16 protein-coding genes are annotated in these 18,962 nt (G+C 64.9%); 6 read left to right on the plus strand and 10 right to left on the minus strand.

Annotation, left to right across the window (positions count from 1 at the left end; all coding sequences use genetic code 11):
- Positions 1-227: 227 nt before the first annotated feature.
- Entirely contained in the window at positions 228-644 is a 417-nt protein-coding gene (locus ABIE00_RS08140; protein ID WP_354258904.1) for a hypothetical protein, read from the minus strand.
- On the minus strand, positions 616-915 hold the full coding sequence (locus ABIE00_RS08145) for a DUF4193 domain-containing protein (RefSeq protein ID WP_354258907.1): 300 nt from the start codon (positions 913-915) through the stop codon (positions 616-618). The genes ABIE00_RS08140 and ABIE00_RS08145 overlap by 29 nt, the downstream gene beginning before the upstream one ends.
- A 261-nt stretch (positions 916-1,176) precedes the next feature.
- Here ABIE00_RS08145 and ABIE00_RS08150 point away from each other — a divergent pair, with 261 nt between their 5' ends.
- Positions 1,177-1,971: a DUF6994 family protein gene (locus tag ABIE00_RS08150; protein ID WP_354258910.1), complete on the plus strand. Its 795-nt coding sequence runs from the start codon at positions 1,177-1,179 to the stop codon at positions 1,969-1,971.
- A 65-nt stretch (positions 1,972-2,036) separates the two neighbouring features.
- The gene (locus tag ABIE00_RS08155) at positions 2,037-2,738 is read left to right on the plus strand and encodes a DUF6308 family protein (RefSeq protein ID WP_354258913.1); all 702 of its coding nucleotides are present in this window, start codon (positions 2,037-2,039) and stop codon (positions 2,736-2,738) included.
- A gap of 90 nt (positions 2,739-2,828) precedes the next feature.
- On the opposite strand, the gene ABIE00_RS08160 is transcribed toward ABIE00_RS08155, so the two are convergent.
- Positions 2,829-3,644, minus strand: coding sequence for a hypothetical protein (locus ABIE00_RS08160; RefSeq protein WP_354258916.1), 816 nt, complete (start codon positions 3,642-3,644; stop codon positions 2,829-2,831).
- Positions 3,645-3,864: 220 nt separating this feature from the next.
- On the opposite strand from ABIE00_RS08160, the gene ABIE00_RS08165 reads away from it, so the two are divergent.
- Both ABIE00_RS08165 and ABIE00_RS08170 read left to right on the plus strand, forming a co-directional pair.
- Positions 3,865-6,528, plus strand: a complete 2,664-nt coding sequence (locus ABIE00_RS08165; RefSeq protein WP_354258919.1) for a UvrD-helicase domain-containing protein — start codon at positions 3,865-3,867, stop codon at positions 6,526-6,528.
- A gap of 186 nt (positions 6,529-6,714) precedes the next feature.
- On the plus strand, positions 6,715-8,484 hold the full coding sequence (locus ABIE00_RS08170) for a recombinase family protein (RefSeq protein WP_354258922.1): 1,770 nt from the start codon (positions 6,715-6,717) through the stop codon (positions 8,482-8,484).
- Positions 8,485-8,494: 10 nt separating this feature from the next.
- Here the strand turns inward: ABIE00_RS08170 and ABIE00_RS08175 are convergent, their stop codons facing one another.
- The 3 genes from ABIE00_RS08175 to ABIE00_RS08185 all read right to left on the minus strand — a co-directional run bounded on the left by ABIE00_RS08175 (position 8,495) and on the right by ABIE00_RS08185 (position 9,506).
- The gene (locus tag ABIE00_RS08175) at positions 8,495-8,725 is read right to left on the minus strand and encodes a hypothetical protein (protein WP_142938820.1); all 231 of its coding nucleotides are present in this window, start codon (positions 8,723-8,725) and stop codon (positions 8,495-8,497) included.
- Positions 8,726-8,863: 138 nt separating this feature from the next.
- On the minus strand, positions 8,864-9,193 hold the full coding sequence (locus ABIE00_RS08180) for a hypothetical protein (RefSeq protein WP_374111515.1): 330 nt from the start codon (positions 9,191-9,193) through the stop codon (positions 8,864-8,866).
- The gene (locus ABIE00_RS08185) at positions 9,171-9,506 is read right to left on the minus strand and encodes a hypothetical protein (RefSeq protein ID WP_257369035.1); all 336 of its coding nucleotides are present in this window, start codon (positions 9,504-9,506) and stop codon (positions 9,171-9,173) included. The genes ABIE00_RS08180 and ABIE00_RS08185 overlap by 23 nt, the downstream gene beginning before the upstream one ends.
- 593 nt (positions 9,507-10,099) lie before the next feature.
- Between ABIE00_RS08185 and ABIE00_RS08190 the strand changes: the two genes are divergently transcribed.
- On the plus strand, positions 10,100-10,681 hold the full coding sequence (locus tag ABIE00_RS08190; RefSeq protein ID WP_354258926.1) for a hypothetical protein: 582 nt from the start codon (positions 10,100-10,102) through the stop codon (positions 10,679-10,681).
- A 129-nt stretch (positions 10,682-10,810) separates the two neighbouring features.
- Entirely contained in the window at positions 10,811-11,275 is a 465-nt protein-coding gene (locus ABIE00_RS08195; RefSeq protein ID WP_354258929.1) for a hypothetical protein, read from the plus strand.
- A 107-nt stretch (positions 11,276-11,382) separates the two neighbouring features.
- On the opposite strand, the gene ABIE00_RS08200 is transcribed toward ABIE00_RS08195, so the two are convergent.
- The 4 genes from ABIE00_RS08200 to ABIE00_RS08215 form a co-directional block, all read right to left on the minus strand.
- Positions 11,383-11,895: a hypothetical protein gene (locus ABIE00_RS08200; protein ID WP_354258932.1), complete on the minus strand. Its 513-nt coding sequence runs from the start codon at positions 11,893-11,895 to the stop codon at positions 11,383-11,385.
- Positions 11,896-11,972: 77 nt separating this feature from the next.
- Positions 11,973-15,512, minus strand: a complete 3,540-nt coding sequence (locus tag ABIE00_RS08205; protein WP_354258935.1) for a hypothetical protein — start codon at positions 15,510-15,512, stop codon at positions 11,973-11,975.
- Between the two features lie 35 nt (positions 15,513-15,547).
- Complete coding sequence (locus ABIE00_RS08210; RefSeq protein WP_354258938.1) at positions 15,548-17,833, minus strand: hypothetical protein; 2,286 nt, start codon at positions 17,831-17,833, stop codon at positions 15,548-15,550.
- 41 nt (positions 17,834-17,874) lie between these two features.
- The gene (locus ABIE00_RS08215) at positions 17,875-18,774 is read right to left on the minus strand and encodes a hypothetical protein (protein ID WP_354258941.1); all 900 of its coding nucleotides are present in this window, start codon (positions 18,772-18,774) and stop codon (positions 17,875-17,877) included.
- Positions 18,775-18,962 lie beyond the last annotated feature (188 nt).

Here is an 18,962-nt window from a genome sequence, read left to right on the forward strand (position 1 = left end):
TGAACTTGCAGTCCGGCCGCCTGCCCAGGCTCCCATGATGAAGCATCGGCCCCCTCGACGTCGCGACAGTTCGGGAAGCCCGTGCCAACCGCCGTTTCGAAGCTTTTCGCGAAGTTCGTCAGATTCTGGACCGCGGGCAGGATGCCTGCTAGGTCGGGTACATGTGCAGCCATTTATCCATGCCCTCCACGAAGCCATCTGACTTCGGATACGGCAGAGCCAAGCCGCTAGTTGCGCTTTTCGGCCGGCCGGTACCTGTCACCAAAGGCGACCAAGAAGCTCTGGAGCAGCGTCATGCTGCCCAGTATGTCCACTGGCCGGGAACGGGTTTCTGCCGGCAGTGGGCTGACCATCCAGGTGGCGAACACGTTATGAGGAATCTTCAGGCTCATCGCCTGGTCAAAGAGGCGCAGCACAGGTTCGTGGAAGAGCCCATCTTTGAGCTGGAAGCCTGGGCAGAAGGTTCCCTCGCCGATGAATACTCGAACTGCCCGGCGCATGGCCTCCGGGTCGCCGAGGTATTGGAAATGCGTCTCCAGGTCTGCCGCTGTCGGCAAGGTAAATTCTTCGCGGATGCTGTCCCAGATATGCTCCGGGACAGCCGGCCAAAACCGCTCAGCCTTCGCATTCGACGCAGTAGGCATGGCCGTCCTTCTCACGGGCCTTCTGCGAACGGTGGCGGACCAGGAAGCAGGACCAGCAGGTGAACTCATCGTCAGCCTGCGGGATGACCTGGACGACCAGCTCTTCGGCAATGAACTCCCCGCCAGGGGTCAGGCCGTCCAGGGCGTCAGTCTCGTCGAGCTCCTGAACCACGGATTTCGCATCCGGGGCTTTGGCGGACTTCAGGGCCTCCAGGGAGTTTTCCTGGGATTCCTTGACGTCGGTGCGCAGTTCATCGTAATCGGTTGCCACGGAGGTGCATCTCTTCTCTGTTGAGGGGGTATTACCGGTCCTGCAACGTATGGGACACGGGAGAAATTCCCTGAAAGTGCAGTGCTGCATGGGCACACAATCAGAACCCCAGGGAACATGGGCATTGCCGAGAGTCAGTCGGCCACTTGGGGTTTCAATATCAGGAAGTGACACCTAGTCTGGGACAGAGCCGATGGCCGCGACATTTGCGGACCCAACCACCGGTTCGTTCGTCTTATAACTCTGGTCTTTGGGGGAACCTTGAGTGATCCGGAATACCCGCAGCAGCAACAGCCGCGCGTCTTCGATACTTCGTTCAATTACATGACCGACACCCCTCCAGGGACTGACCCGGACAGTGGCAGTCCGAATCTCCGGGCGGACCACGAGCTGCTGTGGACCAAGGAGCTGCGACCCGGCGTCATCTTCGAACCGACCGCGCCGCCGAAGCGTGGGGACGGCTACCTCATCTTCACTGACCCCTCCGAGGCGAGGCATTGGTACGGCAGTGACGCCATCACGAGCTCATACAGCCCACCCCGGTCACGTACGGCGTCTCTGGCGAACGCCATCGCCTCGCTGAACGAGGACGAGCGGTCCCGCTACCTGAATCCGCCGTACACCATCGGCAGCGCGATGATCTGGCCCGTCAGGAAGAAGGACCGACCCACGATGAACCAGGCCCGGGGGTTCAGGTCGCTCATCGCCGACCGGATGGATCTGACCCTGGAGTGCATCCGGCGTCATTACGCAGGAGAACCGGAGAGCCCTCTGGCCGATGTCATCAACGCGTACGCGGACTTCTTTGCGCTCTTCGACGGGTTCAAGGAGTTTGTGGAGTTCTTCCACTTTCAAGACCTCGTGACACCCGACTACGAAGAGGTTCGGTTCTACCTGCCCTTCGACAACTTCAAGCGTTCCGGGATGCCGGCCACAAAAGACGAGTACGTGACGTACCGGGAGGCCACGCTGGAGTTCATCGCGGCGCGGAACCGTCGGATGGCCGCCTGGGTCATGGAGAACCACCCCGGGATTGAGGTTCGCCATACAGACTGACTACCCAGCGACGTCGCAGGGTCAGTCAGGGTCATAGTCCGCGCATTGAAGCCATAGGGGGATTCGTGGAACTACCAGCCATCCTGAAAGAAGAGAACTTCGAAGCCGCAGCCGAACTGCTCCGGCGCTACTACCTTGAACCGTCCAGAAAGACGGGGCTGCTCAGTACCGGCAGTTACTTTGATGAATGGGCGAACCGCGGCGACAACCCGCAGGTGAGGGACAGGATCACCGACAGCGACGCTGTCGCCGTGTCCATGCTCAGCGTCAAAGTGCCGGCCCAGGCCATCATCGGACTGCAGGAGGAGCTGTTGGCGGGGAAAATACAGGATCTCCTGGCTGATATACCCACCGACGTGAAGATGAGCGACCTCACGGTCGCGGAAGCGGAAGCCACTCTCGGGGAGGGCAGCCCCTCATGGCTGCTCTGGCAGGAGCTGAGACGCACACCCAAAACGCGCTGGGATGTCGGGGCCACCACAGCCAGCAAGATCATGGCGAGGAAGCGACCGCATCTCATCCCCATCTGGGACAAAGTAATTGGGGCAGTCGTGGGCAAAGACACCTCTGAAGGCCAATGGCTGAATTGGCACAACCTCTTCATGGAAGACCCCGACCTTGCTGGACGATTGGGGCGCATTCACAAGCTTTCTACGGTCCAGACACCCATTTCCGAGCTGCGCATCATGGACGCCATCCTGTGGCGCTACGGCAAGGACCATGGCATCAAGGGCGGGCGAGCCGGCAAACTCGGAATCGCCGGCTGAAGCACAGCGAAGCCACGACAAACTTGGTCGAATCCCGCAACCGCCCGCGCCAGCTTCGCAGCCGGCCGATGTCGTCCGATGAAGGAATAGCTACGAGTTCGGAGCTTCGTATGAGTACGGAAACGAGCCCCCGACGCGACCGGACAATGCAGTCAGCTCTGCCTCGGTTTCCCTGAACCGGATCACTTGAGGGCCTAATGTGTTGACCCTTTCCGGTCCCTTCACCACGAGGGTTCGCGCTATGGTCCTGCCCAGTTGATCCAGTTCCTGGTTGAGTCGCCGCAATTCTGCCTGCTCGAATTTGGAGCGCTTCATCACTTCAGGGTCCCTGTCGCATTGGGTGCAGCGTCCCCTCGGGCCCACATCAGCCATCATGGTTACGTAGATACCTCTTTGGGCCGCCCGCCACTGACCATCCATGATCGAGCACCACTGAGTGTGGAACAGTTTCCCGGTTCGCGTCACGTACACCTGTCCGTCACCTGCCACAGGTGACCCATCGTCACGGTGGCTTTGCGGCTCAACGCGAACGAGCGGACGTTCCTTTGCCCGCTGCTCGGCTTTCGCTTCTTCTTTGAGCCGCAGCCTCTCTGCCCGCTTCTCCGCCCGCTCCAATTTGGAGCGCTTCTTCGCTTCAGGGTCCTGGTCGCATTGCGGGCAACGTCCCCGCAGGCCCACATCCGCAATCATGGTCACGTAGATGCCTCCATTGACGGCCCGCCAGTGACCATCCATGATCGAGCACCATTGAGTGTGGAAAAGCTTGCTCGACCGGGTCACATACGCCTGACCTTCACCTGCGATGGGCGACCCGTCGTCACGGTGGCTTTGCGGCTCAACGCGGACGAGCGGACGTTTCTTTTGCGCCCCGTGGTCGGCTTTCACTTCTTCGTGTGTGGTGCTCACAACCCGTTCCTTCTGCCAAGACCTCTGCCATATCCTTCCATGATGGGGAGGTCCACCTCCACCATGCCATCGAAGGGTTGACGGGCAAGCCCGCCGAGTCCAGTACCTGCGGATCAGCACGAACCCGGTGAACGCACTCGACGACACACAATTCCTCGCTGATACCGTGGAAAGAGGGCAAATAGTCTCCTTTTGAAGACGTGTGTGAGTCGGGGGAAGCATGACGGAGTGGAAGCCGGGTTGGTGGGCACGCGCGTTCAGAGGTGCCGGGTCATGGGTGCTGTCGATCCGTGAGGGCCGCCTGCGCGTCTGCGGAATCCCCCGGGAGGTGGACGCTGATGTCATCGACGTCCTCGGACTCGCAGTCGATGAAGGCTCAGGGCAGCTCATCGTCACTCTCGTCCACGGGACGGAGACGGTGCTCAATGGGCTGTCTCGTCGCGCGGTGCGTGAGGTTGCCGCTGCGTACCACTCCGAGCTCGATGAGCGACGGCATCTCGCCGCCCTGCTCTCAAAGGCTGAGGAGCAGGGCGAGGCGGCCAGCCTGTGGTGGTCCCGGGTCCGGGATGTGATGGACCGACTACGGTGGGCAGACCAGGACACGATCGCCGCGCTCGCGGACTCCCGTCCGGACGTCGCTGTGTGGCTGGCTGCCGACAGCGATCCGAGGCTCTCCGGGCTTCCCAAGGGCAAACGCGAGGACCAGCGTGCCGCAGTCGACGCCTGCTGCACCACTGACTTGTCAAGGTGGGCTGCCCAGCGCAACGAGGCGTTCCTGGAGTGGGAGAAAAACGACCTTGCCGACTTCTTCCGCAAGGTCGAGAAGTCGCCGTTGACGGAAGAGCAGACGAGGGCGACGGTCTGCTTCGACAACCGGGTGCGTGTCATCGCGGCCGCGGGCTCCGGGAAGACGTCGACGATGGTAGCCCGCGCCGGGTATGCGATCCGGCGTGGCATCGCCCAGCCGACGGAGATCCTCGCCCTCGCATTCAACAAAAAGGCAGCCGGTGAGCTCTCGGAGCGGCTCGTCTCCCGCCTCGGCGATGACGGTGCGTCGGTAGCCTCGAGCACTTTTCACGCCTTCGGACTGCGCGTCGTCGGCGAAGCCACCGGTCGAAAACCTTCAGTCCCCGATGACATCACCAATGGCAACGGGATCGGGCGGCTCGCGGCGATCGTTGATGGGCTCCGTGACCGGGACCCGGCCTTCCGGCGGGACTGGGACCTTTTCCGGCTCGTGTTCGGCAGGCAACTGCCGGACCTCGGGGACGAAGACGAGCCCGAGACGTGGGACAGGAACACAGGTATTAACGGCTTCGGCACTCTCGCTGGAGAGGTCGTCAAGAGCCAGGAAGAGGTGATGATCGCCAACTGGCTCTTCCTCAACGGCGTCCGATACGAATACGAGCGACCCTACGCGCACGACGTTGCGGACGCGCACCACCGTCAGTATCAGCCGGACTTCTACTATCCGGACATCGACGTCTGGCATGAGCACTGGGCGCTCGGTTCAGACGGCAACCCGCCGCCACATTTTGACGGGTATGCCGAGAGTATGGCGTGGCGGCGTCAGACCCACACTCGATACAGCACAAGACTTATCGAGACAACCTCGGCAACCATCCGGGACGGGTCCGGGTTCGAGCACCTCGAACAGGAGCTCCGCCGACACGGAATCCAACTCGAGGAAGACCCCTACCGGGAGGCGGTAGGGGAGCCTCCGATCACCGAACCAGCCATGATGACGCTGATGCGGTCGTTCATGGCCCACGCGAAGGGCAACCGCCTCACCCCTGACGTGCTGACGCAGCGGGCCAGCCGAACCTTGCGGGCCAGGCTCTTCACACGCCTGTACGGCGTCATCCTCGCCGAATGGGACCGTCAGCTCCGAGCCGCGGGCCAGATCGATTTCGAGGACATGCTGAATCTCGCAACCGATCACGTCGAGTCGGGCCGTTGGATGAGCCCTTACCGGCTCGTCATGGTCGACGAGATGCAGGACACCAGCTCTGCCCGTGCGGCGCTGGTGAGGGCGCTGATGAAGGCTCCTGGAAACTACCTTTACGCGGTCGGCGACGACTGGCAGTCGATCAACAGGTTCGCGGGCTCAGACCTCAGTGTGATGACCCGCTTCGATAATTGGTTCGGGACAGCGTCCACCATCTGGCTGGACCGCACCTTCCGGTCCCCGCAGTCCCTGTGCGATGTCGCGGGTGGGTTCGTGATGAAAAACCCCAATCAAATCTCCAAGAACGTCCGATCTTCAGCGCCGGAGGCTGGCGAGACCCTATGCGCCGTCAGTGTACGGGAGCGCAGCCACTACGGATCGGCCGTCCGGCAGCACCTGACAACCCTTGACTCAGAGCTCACTGAGCCAGCCACTGTGCTGCTGCTCGGCCGGTACTCCCGGTCCAAGGACGATGTCACCTCGGCGCTGGAAGCCAGATACGCCAACCTGACCATCGAGTTCAACACCGTGCACGCCTCGAAAGGGAAGGAGGCAGACTACGTCGTTGTGCTCGGCCTTGAGAGGAACGGATTCCCCAGCATTGTCGAGGATGATGCTCTCCTGCAACTGGCCATGTCCGCCCCTGACTCCTACCCACACGCAGAAGAACGACGCCTGTTCTATGTCGCACTGACCCGTGCCAAGCGCTCAGTGCTCCTGGTCACGCGCGCCGGTAGGGAATCAGCGTTCCTCCTCGAGCTGGTCGGAGATCGTGTCGTCAAGATCCGATCCGCGACAGGCGACGACATCACCCCAGTGGTCTGCCCGAAATGCAAGAAACACACGATGAAGGAACGCAAAGGGCGCTACGGCCGGTTCTTCGGCTGCGCCGGGTACCCGACCTGCAAAGGAACGATGAAACTCGCTGATAGTTAGGGACAAGAATGCCTTCCATGTTCCGAGGCGCAGGTTCTACGCTTCGCGATATTTTGGCCGACTGACGAGTCCACCCCACGTGGTCGGCCAAGCCGAGCCTTGCGGAATGCAGCACTTGCAGAGGCCATCATCACACCGATACGCAGACCACGTGGGTCACCACCCTTAAAAATGTATGCTTTACGGGTGCGAGCCGTTGCCTATATCCGCAGATCCAAAGATCCTACCGAGGGCAACGCGTCGCTCGTCGACCAGCGCGCCTGGATCATGGCGGAAAGCCGGAAGCACCACCACACAGTCGCCAAACAGGACATCTTCGAAGAAGTCGTCAGTGCCTACCGCGACCGGAACCGCCCCGAGCGCGACCGCCTCGAAGGCGTCCTCGCCGAAGGCGACGTCAAGGCGCTCTACGTCCGGGACCTTGACCGGCTGGCACGGCGGTTGATGGACACCGCCCGCATCGTCGACACCTGCAACCGCCACAACGTCACGATCTACACCCATGACCGCGTGTTCGCCCCTCGATCGCCCGACACCATCCTGCTGATCTCCGTCCTCGGCGGCCTGGCGGAGACCGAGGCGGCGACCACGAGCAAGCGGCTGAAGCGCACCGCCGAGAACATCCGCCAGAAGGGCGGCTGGAACGGCCCTGCGCCGTACGGCTGGATGCGGCCCGAGCAGCGCAACGCCGACGGCGTGAAGACGCTGAAGCTGCACCCGGAGGAGAGCAAGACCGTCCGCCGCATCGTCGAATGGCGGCTCGACGGACTCTCCGTCGCCGAGATCGTCCGGGAGCTCAACCAGCAAGGCCTGACCAACCGCGAGGGCCGGCCGTTCCAATACCGCGCCGTCGCCTCGCTACTGCGCCATCCGCTCCTGGCCGGATACAACTCGCTCACGGCCAAGGCCGATGGACGCGGCGGCGGCCCAGGTCCGGACTTCCGCGACACGCGCAAGATCGTCATCGACAAGGTTGGGCGTCCGGTCAAGAGTCATGAGGCGGTCTGCACGGAGGCCGAGTGGGAAACCCTGCGCCTGCTGATGAAGCCCCAACCGCTCAAGCGGACCCGGGCCCGCGCCGGAGGCCTTCCCCTGGTCGGCCTCGTCTACTGCGCCGGCTGCGGCACCAAGATGACCAGCAACAGGTCGATGGGTGAGTCGGGATCGTACGTGTGCAACGGACGGATGCGCGGCGCTGACTGCCCCGGCGTTGCAATCAACAGGGAAGCCCTGGAGCGCTTCATCCGCGACGTCGTCGCCGGATCGCTCGACAGCCCCGAGGTGATGGAGCTGCAGGCCGAGAGGCTGAACCAGGCCGCGGAAGGGAGCGCGAGCTCGGAGTTGTCCGAGCTCCACGAACAGGCTGATGCCCTGGGGGACTCCATCCTGATCCTACGGGCCCAGATCAACACCGCGCCGGCCAGCGCGATGTCGGCACTGCTGAACCGCATCGGTGAGGAGGAGGCCCTCAAAGGCCAGATCGAGATGCGGATCTCGGAGAAGACCGAGGGGCGACCGAGGGCGATCCCCGACATCAGCGGGGCCGAGTTCCTCGAGCTCTCCGAGACGGAGCAGAAGTCGATCATCAGGGCCTTCCTCCGCAAGGTCGTGGTCTACGCCGACGACGGAAAGCGCGGGTCGGTCAAGGGGATGTTCGGCTCCCAGGGCACGAACCTGAGCCGGATCGGCTTCTGGTATCTCGGCGAAGCTGACGACCAGGAGCCGCGCCGCGGGGGCGGGTACTCGCTCATGCCATCGAACGGCAGCTACCAGTGCCCCAAGTGCGAAGAACCCCGGACGTTCCGCTACCGGAACAACCTGCGCCACCACATGAACTACGCGCACCCGCAGCCAGTGCCGTGTCCTGAGTGCGGCCAGGAATTCCCTTTGCCCGGGCTGCCCAGCCACCGCCGCAACAAGCACGGGGTCAAGGGCTCACGCCAGTCCTGGAGCTGACTCTCGGGGACTAGGCGGCCCGACGGCGACCCAAGCGCGCAGGCTTGGCAGCCTCAGCTGCCTCCGCCCGCCGGATGGCCACCGAGGCCGCCACGGCGGCTCCGGCCTTGATGGCCTCCACCGGGATCGGGCGGACGGCGATCGCGGCTGCAGCTGCCGCCGAGATCTGCACTGGCCTGCGCGGGGAGGCAGATGCAGACGAAGCCACACCGCGTTCAGCGGTGGTGACCTGTCCTGCCATGACTGCCTGCCTCAGATAGCTGTGCTTTCAATGCCTATCGGCACTCTATCAACTAATGAGTCAGAGGATCAATCGAATGGAAATCTGATACGAGTCGAATCGTCACACTCGGGGATGAGTCGACGAGATGGAGCGGGCTCAGGCCGCGGCAGCCCCGGTGTCGCTGATCCCGGCCAGCAGCCACTGCTCGGACAAAGGGTCGCGGCGCAGCTCGAAGGTTCGCAGCGCCGAAGTGGACGTCAACCGGACCTGAACCTGCCAGTGTTCGACGCTGATCAGGTCGCCGCTGCCCACCGGTGCCCGCTTGGCGGTGTTCCACCAGTCGGCACGGGTGAACCAGTGCACAGGTTCCGCGGCCACGGCCCAGATCCTGCCGTCATGCCTGACGGCCAGGGGAACCCCCTTCGCCGTGAAGCGGACCTCCACTGGAGCGTCCAGAGGTTTGCTATTTGATGCTGTTGCTGCCACGGGTCCGCTCTCCAAGATTCCTGTTCATCATTTCTTCCCGGCGGGTAACCGCCGAACTCCACACCCAGGTCCGGTACGTCACCGGCCCGTCCTTCCATGTCACTTCGACCGCTTTCGCTGTCCAGGCGAAGACCTCGCCGTCCACCAGTTCTGCGCAGTTCGGGAACCGGATCCATGCCTTGACGGGGATTCCGGGATACCCGTTCTTGGCCGGGAAGTGTTCGAAGTCGAGCTCTTCCACGGTCAGCCCGATCGGGCCGGCCCGCCGCGCATACTGCGCTTGCAGTGCAGCGGCGAACTCTTCGGAGGACATAACACAACCTTAGAACACATATTCGAATAGGCGACCCACAAAGATGGCGGCTACGGCCGGCCGCCTCTCTCCCGGGAATCACCTTTGGTCCTGTTTTTCGATCCCCTGGGCACCAAGCTATAAAAGGGCTCCGACAACGTCCGGAACGGACTGATCCTGGTCCGCTGCCGGCTCGGCACAAAGCGGCGCAGTGTCCGACAATGGGGACATGCCAACTGCTTCTGCCCCCTGCACCGTCCACCACCTCTACTCCACACCCGGTCACCTCCTCCCCGCGTGCGGTGTAACCCCCGGCCCCGACGGGTCCGAGTGGCACACCGGACACGACGCCGGGGTCCTGCAGGCGTTCTCCGCGCAGGGATCCGCGTGCTGCTCTCTGTGTCTGGAGTTGTCCCTGTCATCTCCTGACTGACATGTGCAAGGTGGTACAGGGGGTACGTGGTCTGCCATACTGGTAGAGAAAACAGGTATACGAGTGGAAATCCTGCTCAGCCCCGGCTGAGCAGATCGTCCGTCCAGGCGGGCGTGGATAGTCCAGCTTCGGCTCCCGGGCATGGCCTGGGAACGGGGGCTCGGGGAAACAGTTCTGAACTGTGGAGCCGAGACGCTGGACCTTCCGAACACTCATTGCCTGGACACAGAGCCAGGACGACAGGACCGACCAGAAGGACGAGAAGACCATGGACATCACCAGGACCGCACACGTGACGCGGACGAAGCTGGCCGCGACCGCTGCAGCCCTGGCATGCGCCGCGCTCGTGCTCAGCGGCTGCAGCAGCTCCGGCGGGGACGGGCGGTACTTCGCCACCTCGGAAGGACAGAACGGCGACATCGTCGTCGTGGACGGTGACCAGATCACCTACTTCGACACCGCCAGCCGCCAGGACCTCGCCTGCCACTCCATCAACTCCGTCCTCGACGACCCGAAGACGGCCGCGGCGAAGGGCGAGCTCAAGGACGCCTACACCGTCCGCGGCACCGGCAAGATCAACGAGTCCAAGTCCTCCGTGGACTGGACCGAGGCTGGCCGCAGCACCACCGAGACCGGCTCGATCAGCTTCGGCAAGGACAAGTCGACCATGGAGTTCGTCTTCTCCAACGGCGTCAACGACGTCGTGCTCGTGCCAGTCGACAGCGAGCAGGGCAAGGCCGTCAAGACCAAGTACTGCGGCTGAGGAGGCTGACCCCTTGACTGCCCCGATCGACCTGCAGTACCGGAGCCCCGTGGACCACGCGTCCGCGGGGCTCTGCCTTTTCTCTCCCAGGACGCGCCCGTGCGCCAGACAGGATGCAGGAGGTCGGGCATGACGCTCATCGGACCGACCAGGTACTACAAGGGGCGGGTGGCGTACCCCAGCGACGAGCAGCTGCGCACGGCAAGAGCCACCTGGGATTTCGACGACATCCGCCGGCCGACGGACGATGTGGACTGCACGCACATCCAGCTGATCGAAGTCTCCGGCCGCAACGCGGGGGAGCGGCGGCAGCTCGAGGAGGAGAAACTCACACGCTTCTTCGACTACATCGGCACCCGGGCCGGCTTCCGGGTGCTCACCCACCAGAAGAAGCCGGACTCGGCCACTTCGGCCTTCGTTTCGCACGAGATCGTCTACGTCATCGAGTCCCGGCCGACCAGGGGGTACGCCAAGCTCACCCTGCGCTCGGAGCTGCCGCGCAGCGGGACCGCCGGTGCCGTCTCGGACATCTTCAGCGCCGAGGGAATCGACCGCATCTCGCGGATCTTCGACAAGGGCCCCCGGAGGGATTGAGGCCGGTGCTGCAGTACGACTGCCGCCCGACGAGAAAGGAAGACCCCGTGGACATCACGTCCACGGGGTCTTCTTGTGTCTGACTGGCTGGCAGTCCCGTATGAGCCCTACAGCCGTCCGCCCTTCAGGCGCAGCGCCCGGTACTCCTCGATCGTCTCCGGCGGCCGTCCGTACTTTGGCGCATGTGTCTCGACGAAATCGATCTCGGCCCAGATGTCCCGGTGCCGGACCCGCGACCTGGCCAGCACCGCAAGCGCGGTTACTGAAACGACCACGTTGGCCAGCCACCACAAGATGGCGATGAGGACCGCCGCCTGGACCAGTCCCCGTTCAGAGGAGCCCGTCTGTGCTGCCACGGCCGCCAGGGCCGTTGAACTACCCAAAGCCATGCACCCGAGCAGGAGCCCGGCCACCCAACCCTCCGTCGGCACCCGCCGGCGCGCCAGATCAGCGGGGCTGTCGCGATGGCGGACCAGCCGCAGCGCCTCGCGCAGGAAGAACACAGCAGCCAACGCGGCCAGGCAGTTCACCGCCAGCTCGCGCGGTCCCTCGAGCCACCAGCGCCCCGAGTGCCACCAGCCCAGCGGAAACTCGTCGCGCGCCTTGCCTCGCAGATTCATCCGTTCCATCCTTTCCCCCGTGGCAGGCAAAGGGCGGCGCACCCCTTGTCGGAGTGCGCCGCCCTCATCACCAACGATCAGTTCTTCGGGTCCTCAGCCGGCTTCCTCCGCGACACGGGACCGTCCGTGCGCTTCGGAGCCGGATCCGCCGTCCGCCGCGGCTGGGCCGGAGCCGGCTGCGACGGCTTCGGGGCCGGGGCCTTCGGAGCCTGAGCCGCCGGTGCCGATCGACGTCCGCTGCGTGGAGTCGGCTGGACACCCTGGCTGCCCTGAGTGCCTCCGGTAACCCGGCCACCGACACGGGGCTGGGTAGAAGCAGGAGCAGGAGCCGGGGCCTGCAGGCGCTGACCGGACTGGCCCTGCGCCTGCGCCGAAGCGCCGGTGCGGGGCTGGACCGGAGCCCGGTGGGCACTGCCCTGGCCGGTCGGAGCCTGGACCGGAGCCTGCGGGCTGCGGCGCTGGCTGCCGCTGGCCTGCGGGATACCCGGTCCTGCCTGCACAGCACGGGAGCCGGAACCCGCGTTGGCCTGCGGCTGCTGGCCTTCGGCGGCCCGCGTCGCCCGGGTGCCCGGAATCCCCGGGACCGCTGCGACGACGGGGTTCACCTGCGCGGGCCCGACGGTGCCAGCGGTGAAGCGCGGGCCCCGGCCCGAGGAGGCCGGAGCCGCCTGCTGTCCGGTGCCGAACTGCGTCGGTGCCGACTGGCCGGCGTCCGCCTTGCGGCCACGGCTGGTGTGCGCACCGCTATCGGTGCCGCCCGTGAGCCCGTCCCGCTTCTGGCCCTGACCCTGGCCATGGCCTGGCTGCCCGGTACCAGGAGCGCCCTGCGCGCCGCCGAGCCCGAAGCTCGTCTGGCCGCCGGTGGCCTGGCCGCCCCGCGAGGAGGGACCCTGGCCGGTGCTGTAGCCGAGGTTCGACAGGCCGCCCTTGCCGCTCAGGGTCTGAGCAGTCTCCTTGTCGGAGCGGGAGCTCCCCGCCTTGCCGCCCGTGAGCTGCAGAGGACCGCCCTTGTCGCCGGGACCCTCGGGACCACCAGCGGACGGGCCGCGGCCGCCGCTGTCACCACCACCGCCGGGAACCGGACCGGGGCCGGCGGGGCTGCCGCCGTCGGGGCCGGCTTCCGGACCGTCGTTCGGACCGGCGGCCAGGGCCAGTGCGCCCTTCCCGGCAGCAAGCGACTTCTGCTCACCGTTCAGGCCGCCGGCGTTGGTCGACGAGCCCTTGCTGCCACCGGGGGTGCCGCCGGGCTTCGTGGCCCCGCTGCCGCCGAGCTTGCCGCCGACGCCGGAGGCGAGCTTGTTACCCATGGCCATGCCCGCTCCGGCCCCGGCTCCCGCAGCCAGCGCGGGGAGCATGCCGCTCTTGTCCGGCTTCGGTGCGGTGTTGGTCTCGAGGAACTTGTCCACGAGCTTGGTGAACACCTCGTCCATCGCCTGCAGCACGACCTTGCGCACCCGCAGGAGCGCCAAGGTGATGCCGATGATCAGCAGCGAGGAGATCAGGGTCAGGATGACCACGATGATCCCGCCGAGCATGCCTGAGCCCCACAGGCCGTCCTCGGACATCCAGGCCGACACCGGTCCGGAGATGATGTCCGGGATGGAGATCAGCAGCTCCGAGACGAACTGGTAGATGAACAGCGTCACCAGCACCTCGAGGATCAGTGCGACGGAGTAGACGATCACCTTGCTGATCGCGGCGATCGCGCCCAGCGTGGCGAACGGCACCGCGGCCACGAGGCTGAAGGTGCGCTTGACCGCGCCCACCAGCATGCCGATGGCGTACCAGAAGCCGAGCAGGACCATGCTGCCCAACACGACGCCGGCGTTCTGCCAGTACATGAACTTCGCCGGGCCCGTGCCGACCTGGCTGACCGCCATGTGGTCCTCGCGGGTCAGGCCGCTGGTGACGTTGTTCGAGCTGTACATCGTCATCGAGTCGGGGCCGAAGCCGGTGTTCAGGTAGTTGTACGCCGACAGCGCCGACATGTTGCAGGAGACCGGGGCGTTGTCCGCCCAGACCGAGAACCCACAGCCGTGCTTGGTGCCCTGGGTCGAGAAGCTCGTCGTGTTCCCGCCCGGGTTCGAGGAGGTCAGGCCCTTGCCGCCGGCCGCCAGCACCGGGTGGTTGGTCGGGATGTAGTCCGACTCGCCGTGCCCGCCGAAGTTGTCGCTGTCACCGTAGGACTTCTTGTCGATGAACCACTCCTTCTTCACGTCGCTGTTGACCGGCAGGTTGGTAATCGCGCTCTTGATGCCCGACTCGAAGTCCGACGCCGATGTAATTTGGCCCGAGATGTAGCTGTTGAGCATGCCGAAGGTCTCGCCCACGGCGTTGAAGTCACCCGCCGGGCTGCCCTCCATGCCGACCAGGCTGTTCTTCCAGGCCGTCTCGGCATTGGTCGCACCGGGGCCCACGCTGATGTCGCGGAAGGTCGAACCGTGCGCCTGCTTGTTGATCGCCAGTGCCGTCGTGCGCACCGACATCATCGCGTTGTTGCTGGCCTGGCCGTTGTCCCAGGCGATAACGGCCTCATCGGGAACGCCGAGACGGTCGTTCATCATCCAGGCCTCGAAGTCCACGTACGTGGAGAGCACCACACGGGTCGGGCCGGCGTGCTGGCCCAGCAGCGAGTCATCGAACTTGTCCAGGACGCCGGTGTACATCGAACCCATCAGCGGAAGGCCCACGCCAATGAAGACGACGCGCACGACGAGCTTCTTGATCGCCGAGCCGCGGTCCATCTTCTTGAACAGCACCAGGCCAATAATCAGGAATCCGATGAAGAGCGGGACCAGCGCCTCCCAGGCGATGGACTGCAGCAGGCCGTACCAGCTTGCGATCCAGTGCTGCAGGCCCGCCAGGGCACCGCCGCCGGCCTGGCCACCGGTCATCCCGTCGGCGAGGTCCTGCTGGTGCGCGCTGTTCGTATTGCCGCCGGAGTCCGCGACGCCTGCGACCGCCTGGTAGAACCACATGAACGGGTTCAGCACCTTCAGCAGCTGGATGATGAGATAGAACAGCGTGCCCACGGCCAGCGCCATCGCGTAGAGCAGCCAGATCGCGCCGCCGCCGATGAGCGACAGGATCTGTCCACCGATGCCCGAGGACATCGTGTCCAGGCCGAGGTCGGCGTTGGCCGCGCCGAAGTGGGCGTAGTCCACCATGCCGGAGTAGACGTTCTTGCCGCTGCCGCTGGCTGTCGCATTCAGCGTGTCGTACCCGATGGTCTGCGTGGAGCCCGTCGCCTCGGCGAAGAGCCAGCCGACTACGTTGAAGAGGCTGAATTCGGAGTCGGCGTAGCCGAGCATGTCGCCGCCCGTCGCCGGGTCGGCGGTGATCGCCCGCCAGTCCTCGTTCATCCGATCCTCGGGCTTGTCCTTGCCTTCGGGGGAGTTCTCCTGACTGAAGTACGTCGAGGCATTCGACGCCAGCTGGTACAGCGAGTAATTGTCGCGGTCCTCGTCGTCGGCAGCGTGTGCCGATGGCGCGAACACCGTCATCAGCAGCGGCACAACCAGTGCCACGAGCAGCGACAGAGCCAGGACGCGCACCAGCCCGCCCCGGGCAGTCGCCGCGGCCCGGGCCCGCGCCGCGAGCGTGATGGTCCCGTTCATCTTTCCCTTCCTGTCTGTCGTGTCCGTGATGGCCGTCATGACTTACCCAGCTTCCGGGGGGCCGTCCCGGCCTTCTTCATGGCCTTCCTGCGGTCGGCCCGCCCCACCTGGTCCTCAGAGCGGTCGTCCTCGGACTCGACGCTCTGGCGGGCGCTGGTGAGCTTCGCGCCGGGTGCCGGCTTGTCCTTCATCAGCTGGTCCATCCGGGCCGCCTCGTCGGCCTTGGCGGCCTCCAGGCGAACCTGCCTGCGCTGGGCCTCGCGGAAGGGGTTGATCCCCAGCGCGAGGTCGAGGTGGAAGACCACGTTCGACACGTCCCGGCGAAGGTAGGTAAGGTTCTCGCCCTTGGTCGTGATGAGCTGGGCGAGGTCCGGCGGGATCTGCTGGTGCAGCTGCTTCTGGTACTCCGCCACCGTGCGGTCGCGCATCGGCCCGAAGAGCGTGTAGTCCGCGGCGTCGAACTTGTTGAAGTCCGAGTCCGCGAGCATCTTGTCGACGTCGTTGTAGCTGTAGACCACGCGGCCGCCGCGCTCGTGCATGTGGTCGAACTGGTCGCGCAGGTACTTCTTGACGCGGTCGTCAATCTGCTCGGTGCCGTGGATCACCACGGTGTCCCCGAGCCCGAGCTTGCCGACGGCGAAGCCGACGATGTTGACCAGCTGGGCCATTGCCACGCCCTTGCCCCGGCGCATCAGCCGCGAGAAGTCGTAGACCACGCGCCGGGCATCCCGGACCCCGTCCACGGCCGATGCCGTGTGGTTATTGAACAGGTCGCCGTTCGTGCTGAGCATCGTGTTCGCGATGCCGCGCAGCACGTTGTACGCGCGCAGCTGGTCGGGGTCGGTCTTGCTTGAGTTCAGCAGGGCCTTGTGCGCGGTGTCGAGGTACGAGACGAACATCTGCAGTCGCGGTACCTGCTGGTGCGGGATGTTGACCACACGCAGGCGGTGCCGCTGGTCCTTGGCGTTATGCCGCCACATGCCCTGCTCGACGTAGAAGTCGGTCGCCGTGTCCTCCAGCGCGGAGCGGATGATCGAGCCGATGGCCCCGTCCGTGGTCTCGTAGAGCTGCTCAAACATCAGCTTGAGCTTCTCCATCTGCGCGGCGAAGACCGTCAGTTCGTCGTCCTCGTCGCCGAACAGCTCGAAGGGGTTGACGTCACCGCGGTTCAGGTCCACGCGCGAGGTCAGCCGCTCGAAGTTCGGGCCCAGCTTGTCCAGGTCCGCCCCGTCCAGCACGAGGTGGACCACCGAGCCGTTGCCGAGCATGCAGGCCTGCGAGATCTTCGAGCACCACATGTTCGACACACGCTGGCGATCCAGGTACTCGCTCAGGGTCGCGTCTGCCACGACAACGTGGTGCTCGTACCGGTTCACGTCCATGAGTACGGCCGAGTTGTTGACGTCGCCGACCATGTAGCCGACGTACTCGCCGCCCCGGTCGTTCAGGCCGTTAGTCACCAGCGAGTACGAACCCGCGAGCTCGGTCGAAGTGAAGTGGAAGCCCTTGCCGCGCTTCTTCTCGTTGTTCTTGAACAGGCCCGAGAGTTCCTGGCGCTGCTCGCCGGCGTACGCCGCAGCCTTCAGCGTGCCGAAGCGGTCGATGTACAGGCGCGTGACGCGGTCGACCGAGTCGTCCAGCGTCTCGAGGTCCGGAGCCTTGAGAAACAGGCGGTTGTGCACCGACAGGTAGCTCGCGCCGTCCTGGATCTCGCCGATGGTGACCTCCAGGTCAGAGGAGATCTTGGCGGCCTTGCGCTTGGAGGAGGTCGTGCCGGTCTCCTCCTGCTCGTTCGCGTCAAGGCGGTCGAGCTTCTCCGACTGCTTGGTGAACGAATCCACCCACTTCTCGTCCATCCGGCGCACCTGCTCCAGGACGACCGCGGTGACGCGCTCGTCGAGCCCGTCCGGGATCCGGTCGATGCCCCAGAACGCGGCGAAGTTGTCGTGGGCGGCGTCGTCGTGGAAGAACGCGAGCACGCACGCCACGGAACCGTCGACCTCGAAGTAGTCGGAGCGGAAGGCGTACTTCTCCCGAGGCTTGAGCGCCAGCAGGTGCGGATACGAGTCGAACCGCCCTTCCAGCTTCTTCATCTCCTGGCGGCGCTGCCACCAGTTCTTCTTCGGCTCGGCCACCTCGGCCGGCTCAGCGGCGACCGCCGGCGCGGTCACCTCGGACGGCTCCGCCGTCCCGTCCGTGGCGGGATCGCCGTCGAGAGCGGCCTCCAGTTCATCCACGGCCGGCACGGCCGTCGCGTCCCCGCCCCGGGGCTTCTTACCCGGAATGCCCAGCTGCGCGCGGGCCTTCGTCATCAGCGCCATGTCACCCTTCGTCCTTCCTTTGTTCGTCCAGCTCGGCCCGGTCAGTTCAGTGAGGCCTTGAGAGAGTGCAGGTCGTCCTCGATGCCCTGGTAGAAGACCCGCAGCATGGGCTCGGTCTCCTCGCGGTCGAGGACCGTAGCCTCCTTGATCATCAGCGCGGACCCCTCGACCTCGGACTGCAGCACCATGTGCGCCCGGCGCAGAGCGTCAGCGCTCTTGCCCTTGAGCAGCAGGTACTGGTGGATCGAGGTGAACTTGCCACCGACGTGCTGCGTGAGGATGTCATACTGCTCGTTCTGCAGCTCGATCAGGTCAGGGTCGCGGACCTCGAGGGCGTGGTTGCGGTGCTCGAGCGAGGCCACCTGGTGGTAGATCCGCTGCGGCTCCTTCGTGGTGACGAAGGCCCACTCGCAGTTCGTGTCGATCTTGCGCCAGAAGGCGTCGACCCGGTCCAGGATGCCGATGCGGTCCTCGTCGAAGAGCAGGTACGACGCTGAGCCGACGACCAGGTAGACCTGCCCCTCACCGCAGTCGGAGAAGTGGATCCGGCCGTCCTCCTCGATGCCGTCGATACCGACGATCGAGTAGAAGTCGCTCGGGTCCGAGCTGCGGCGGGTGAAGACGTTGCGTGCCCGGGACGGGGCGTACGCCAGCAGGGCGGGCACGTTCATCGCCCGCAGCTCCTTGGTCTTGGTCATGCCGCCGAAGTAGACGATCAGTGCCAGGCCCCAGATGACGAAGAGCGTGATGAACACCGGACCCGAGCTCGCCACGAAGGTCTGCGTCACCGCCCACAGCAGCGCCAGCGCGCCCCCGCCGAAGAAGAACAGCTGCTTGATGGGGGAGGGCTTGGCCGCCCAGCCGCCCTTGCTGAGCGTGATCTCGTGGTCGAGGAATGACCTGTTGAGGCTCGTCGGCACCTTGTACGACATCTTCGCCATGAATCTCTCCCTGCTGCCACCACTGATTTGTCTGCGCCTGTCCGAATGCCCTCATAGATGAGGGATACATGACAACTCTACCTTAGATAGACCTATCGAATTGAGCGCGACTGACGCAAGAATGGCATCGCCCAACGGACTTGGACGTGCGATCCGATGCCGTCGGGCGGTGCTGTGGCGTGCTGATG

The organism is Arthrobacter sp. OAP107, assembly GCF_040546765.1.
GTDB lineage: Bacteria > Actinomycetota > Actinomycetes > Actinomycetales > Micrococcaceae > Arthrobacter.

What these genes read in the sequence shown, in the direction of transcription:
- ABIE00_RS08140 (WP_354258904.1), bottom strand. Translation starts at nt 644, where the DNA reads ATGCCTACTGCGTCGAATGCGAAGGCTGAGCGGTTTTGGCCGGCTGTC.
- ABIE00_RS08210 (WP_354258938.1), bottom strand. Translation starts at nt 17,833, where the DNA reads ATGGCGCTGATGACGAAGGCCCGCGCGCAGCTGGGCATTCCGGGTAAG.
- ABIE00_RS08195 (WP_354258929.1), top strand. Translation starts at nt 10,811, where the DNA reads ATGACGCTCATCGGACCGACCAGGTACTACAAGGGGCGGGTGGCGTAC.
- ABIE00_RS08165 (WP_354258919.1), top strand. Translation starts at nt 3,865, where the DNA reads ATGACGGAGTGGAAGCCGGGTTGGTGGGCACGCGCGTTCAGAGGTGCC.
- ABIE00_RS08205 (WP_354258935.1), bottom strand. Translation starts at nt 15,512, where the DNA reads ATGAACGGGACCATCACGCTCGCGGCGCGGGCCCGGGCCGCGGCGACT.
- ABIE00_RS08200 (WP_354258932.1), bottom strand. Translation starts at nt 11,895, where the DNA reads ATGAATCTGCGAGGCAAGGCGCGCGACGAGTTTCCGCTGGGCTGGTGG.
- ABIE00_RS08215 (WP_354258941.1), bottom strand. Translation starts at nt 18,774, where the DNA reads ATGGCGAAGATGTCGTACAAGGTGCCGACGAGCCTCAACAGGTCATTC.
- ABIE00_RS08185 (WP_257369035.1), bottom strand. Translation starts at nt 9,506, where the DNA reads ATGTCCTCCGAAGAGTTCGCCGCTGCACTGCAAGCGCAGTATGCGCGG.
- ABIE00_RS08175 (WP_142938820.1), bottom strand. Translation starts at nt 8,725, where the DNA reads ATGGCAGGACAGGTCACCACCGCTGAACGCGGTGTGGCTTCGTCTGCA.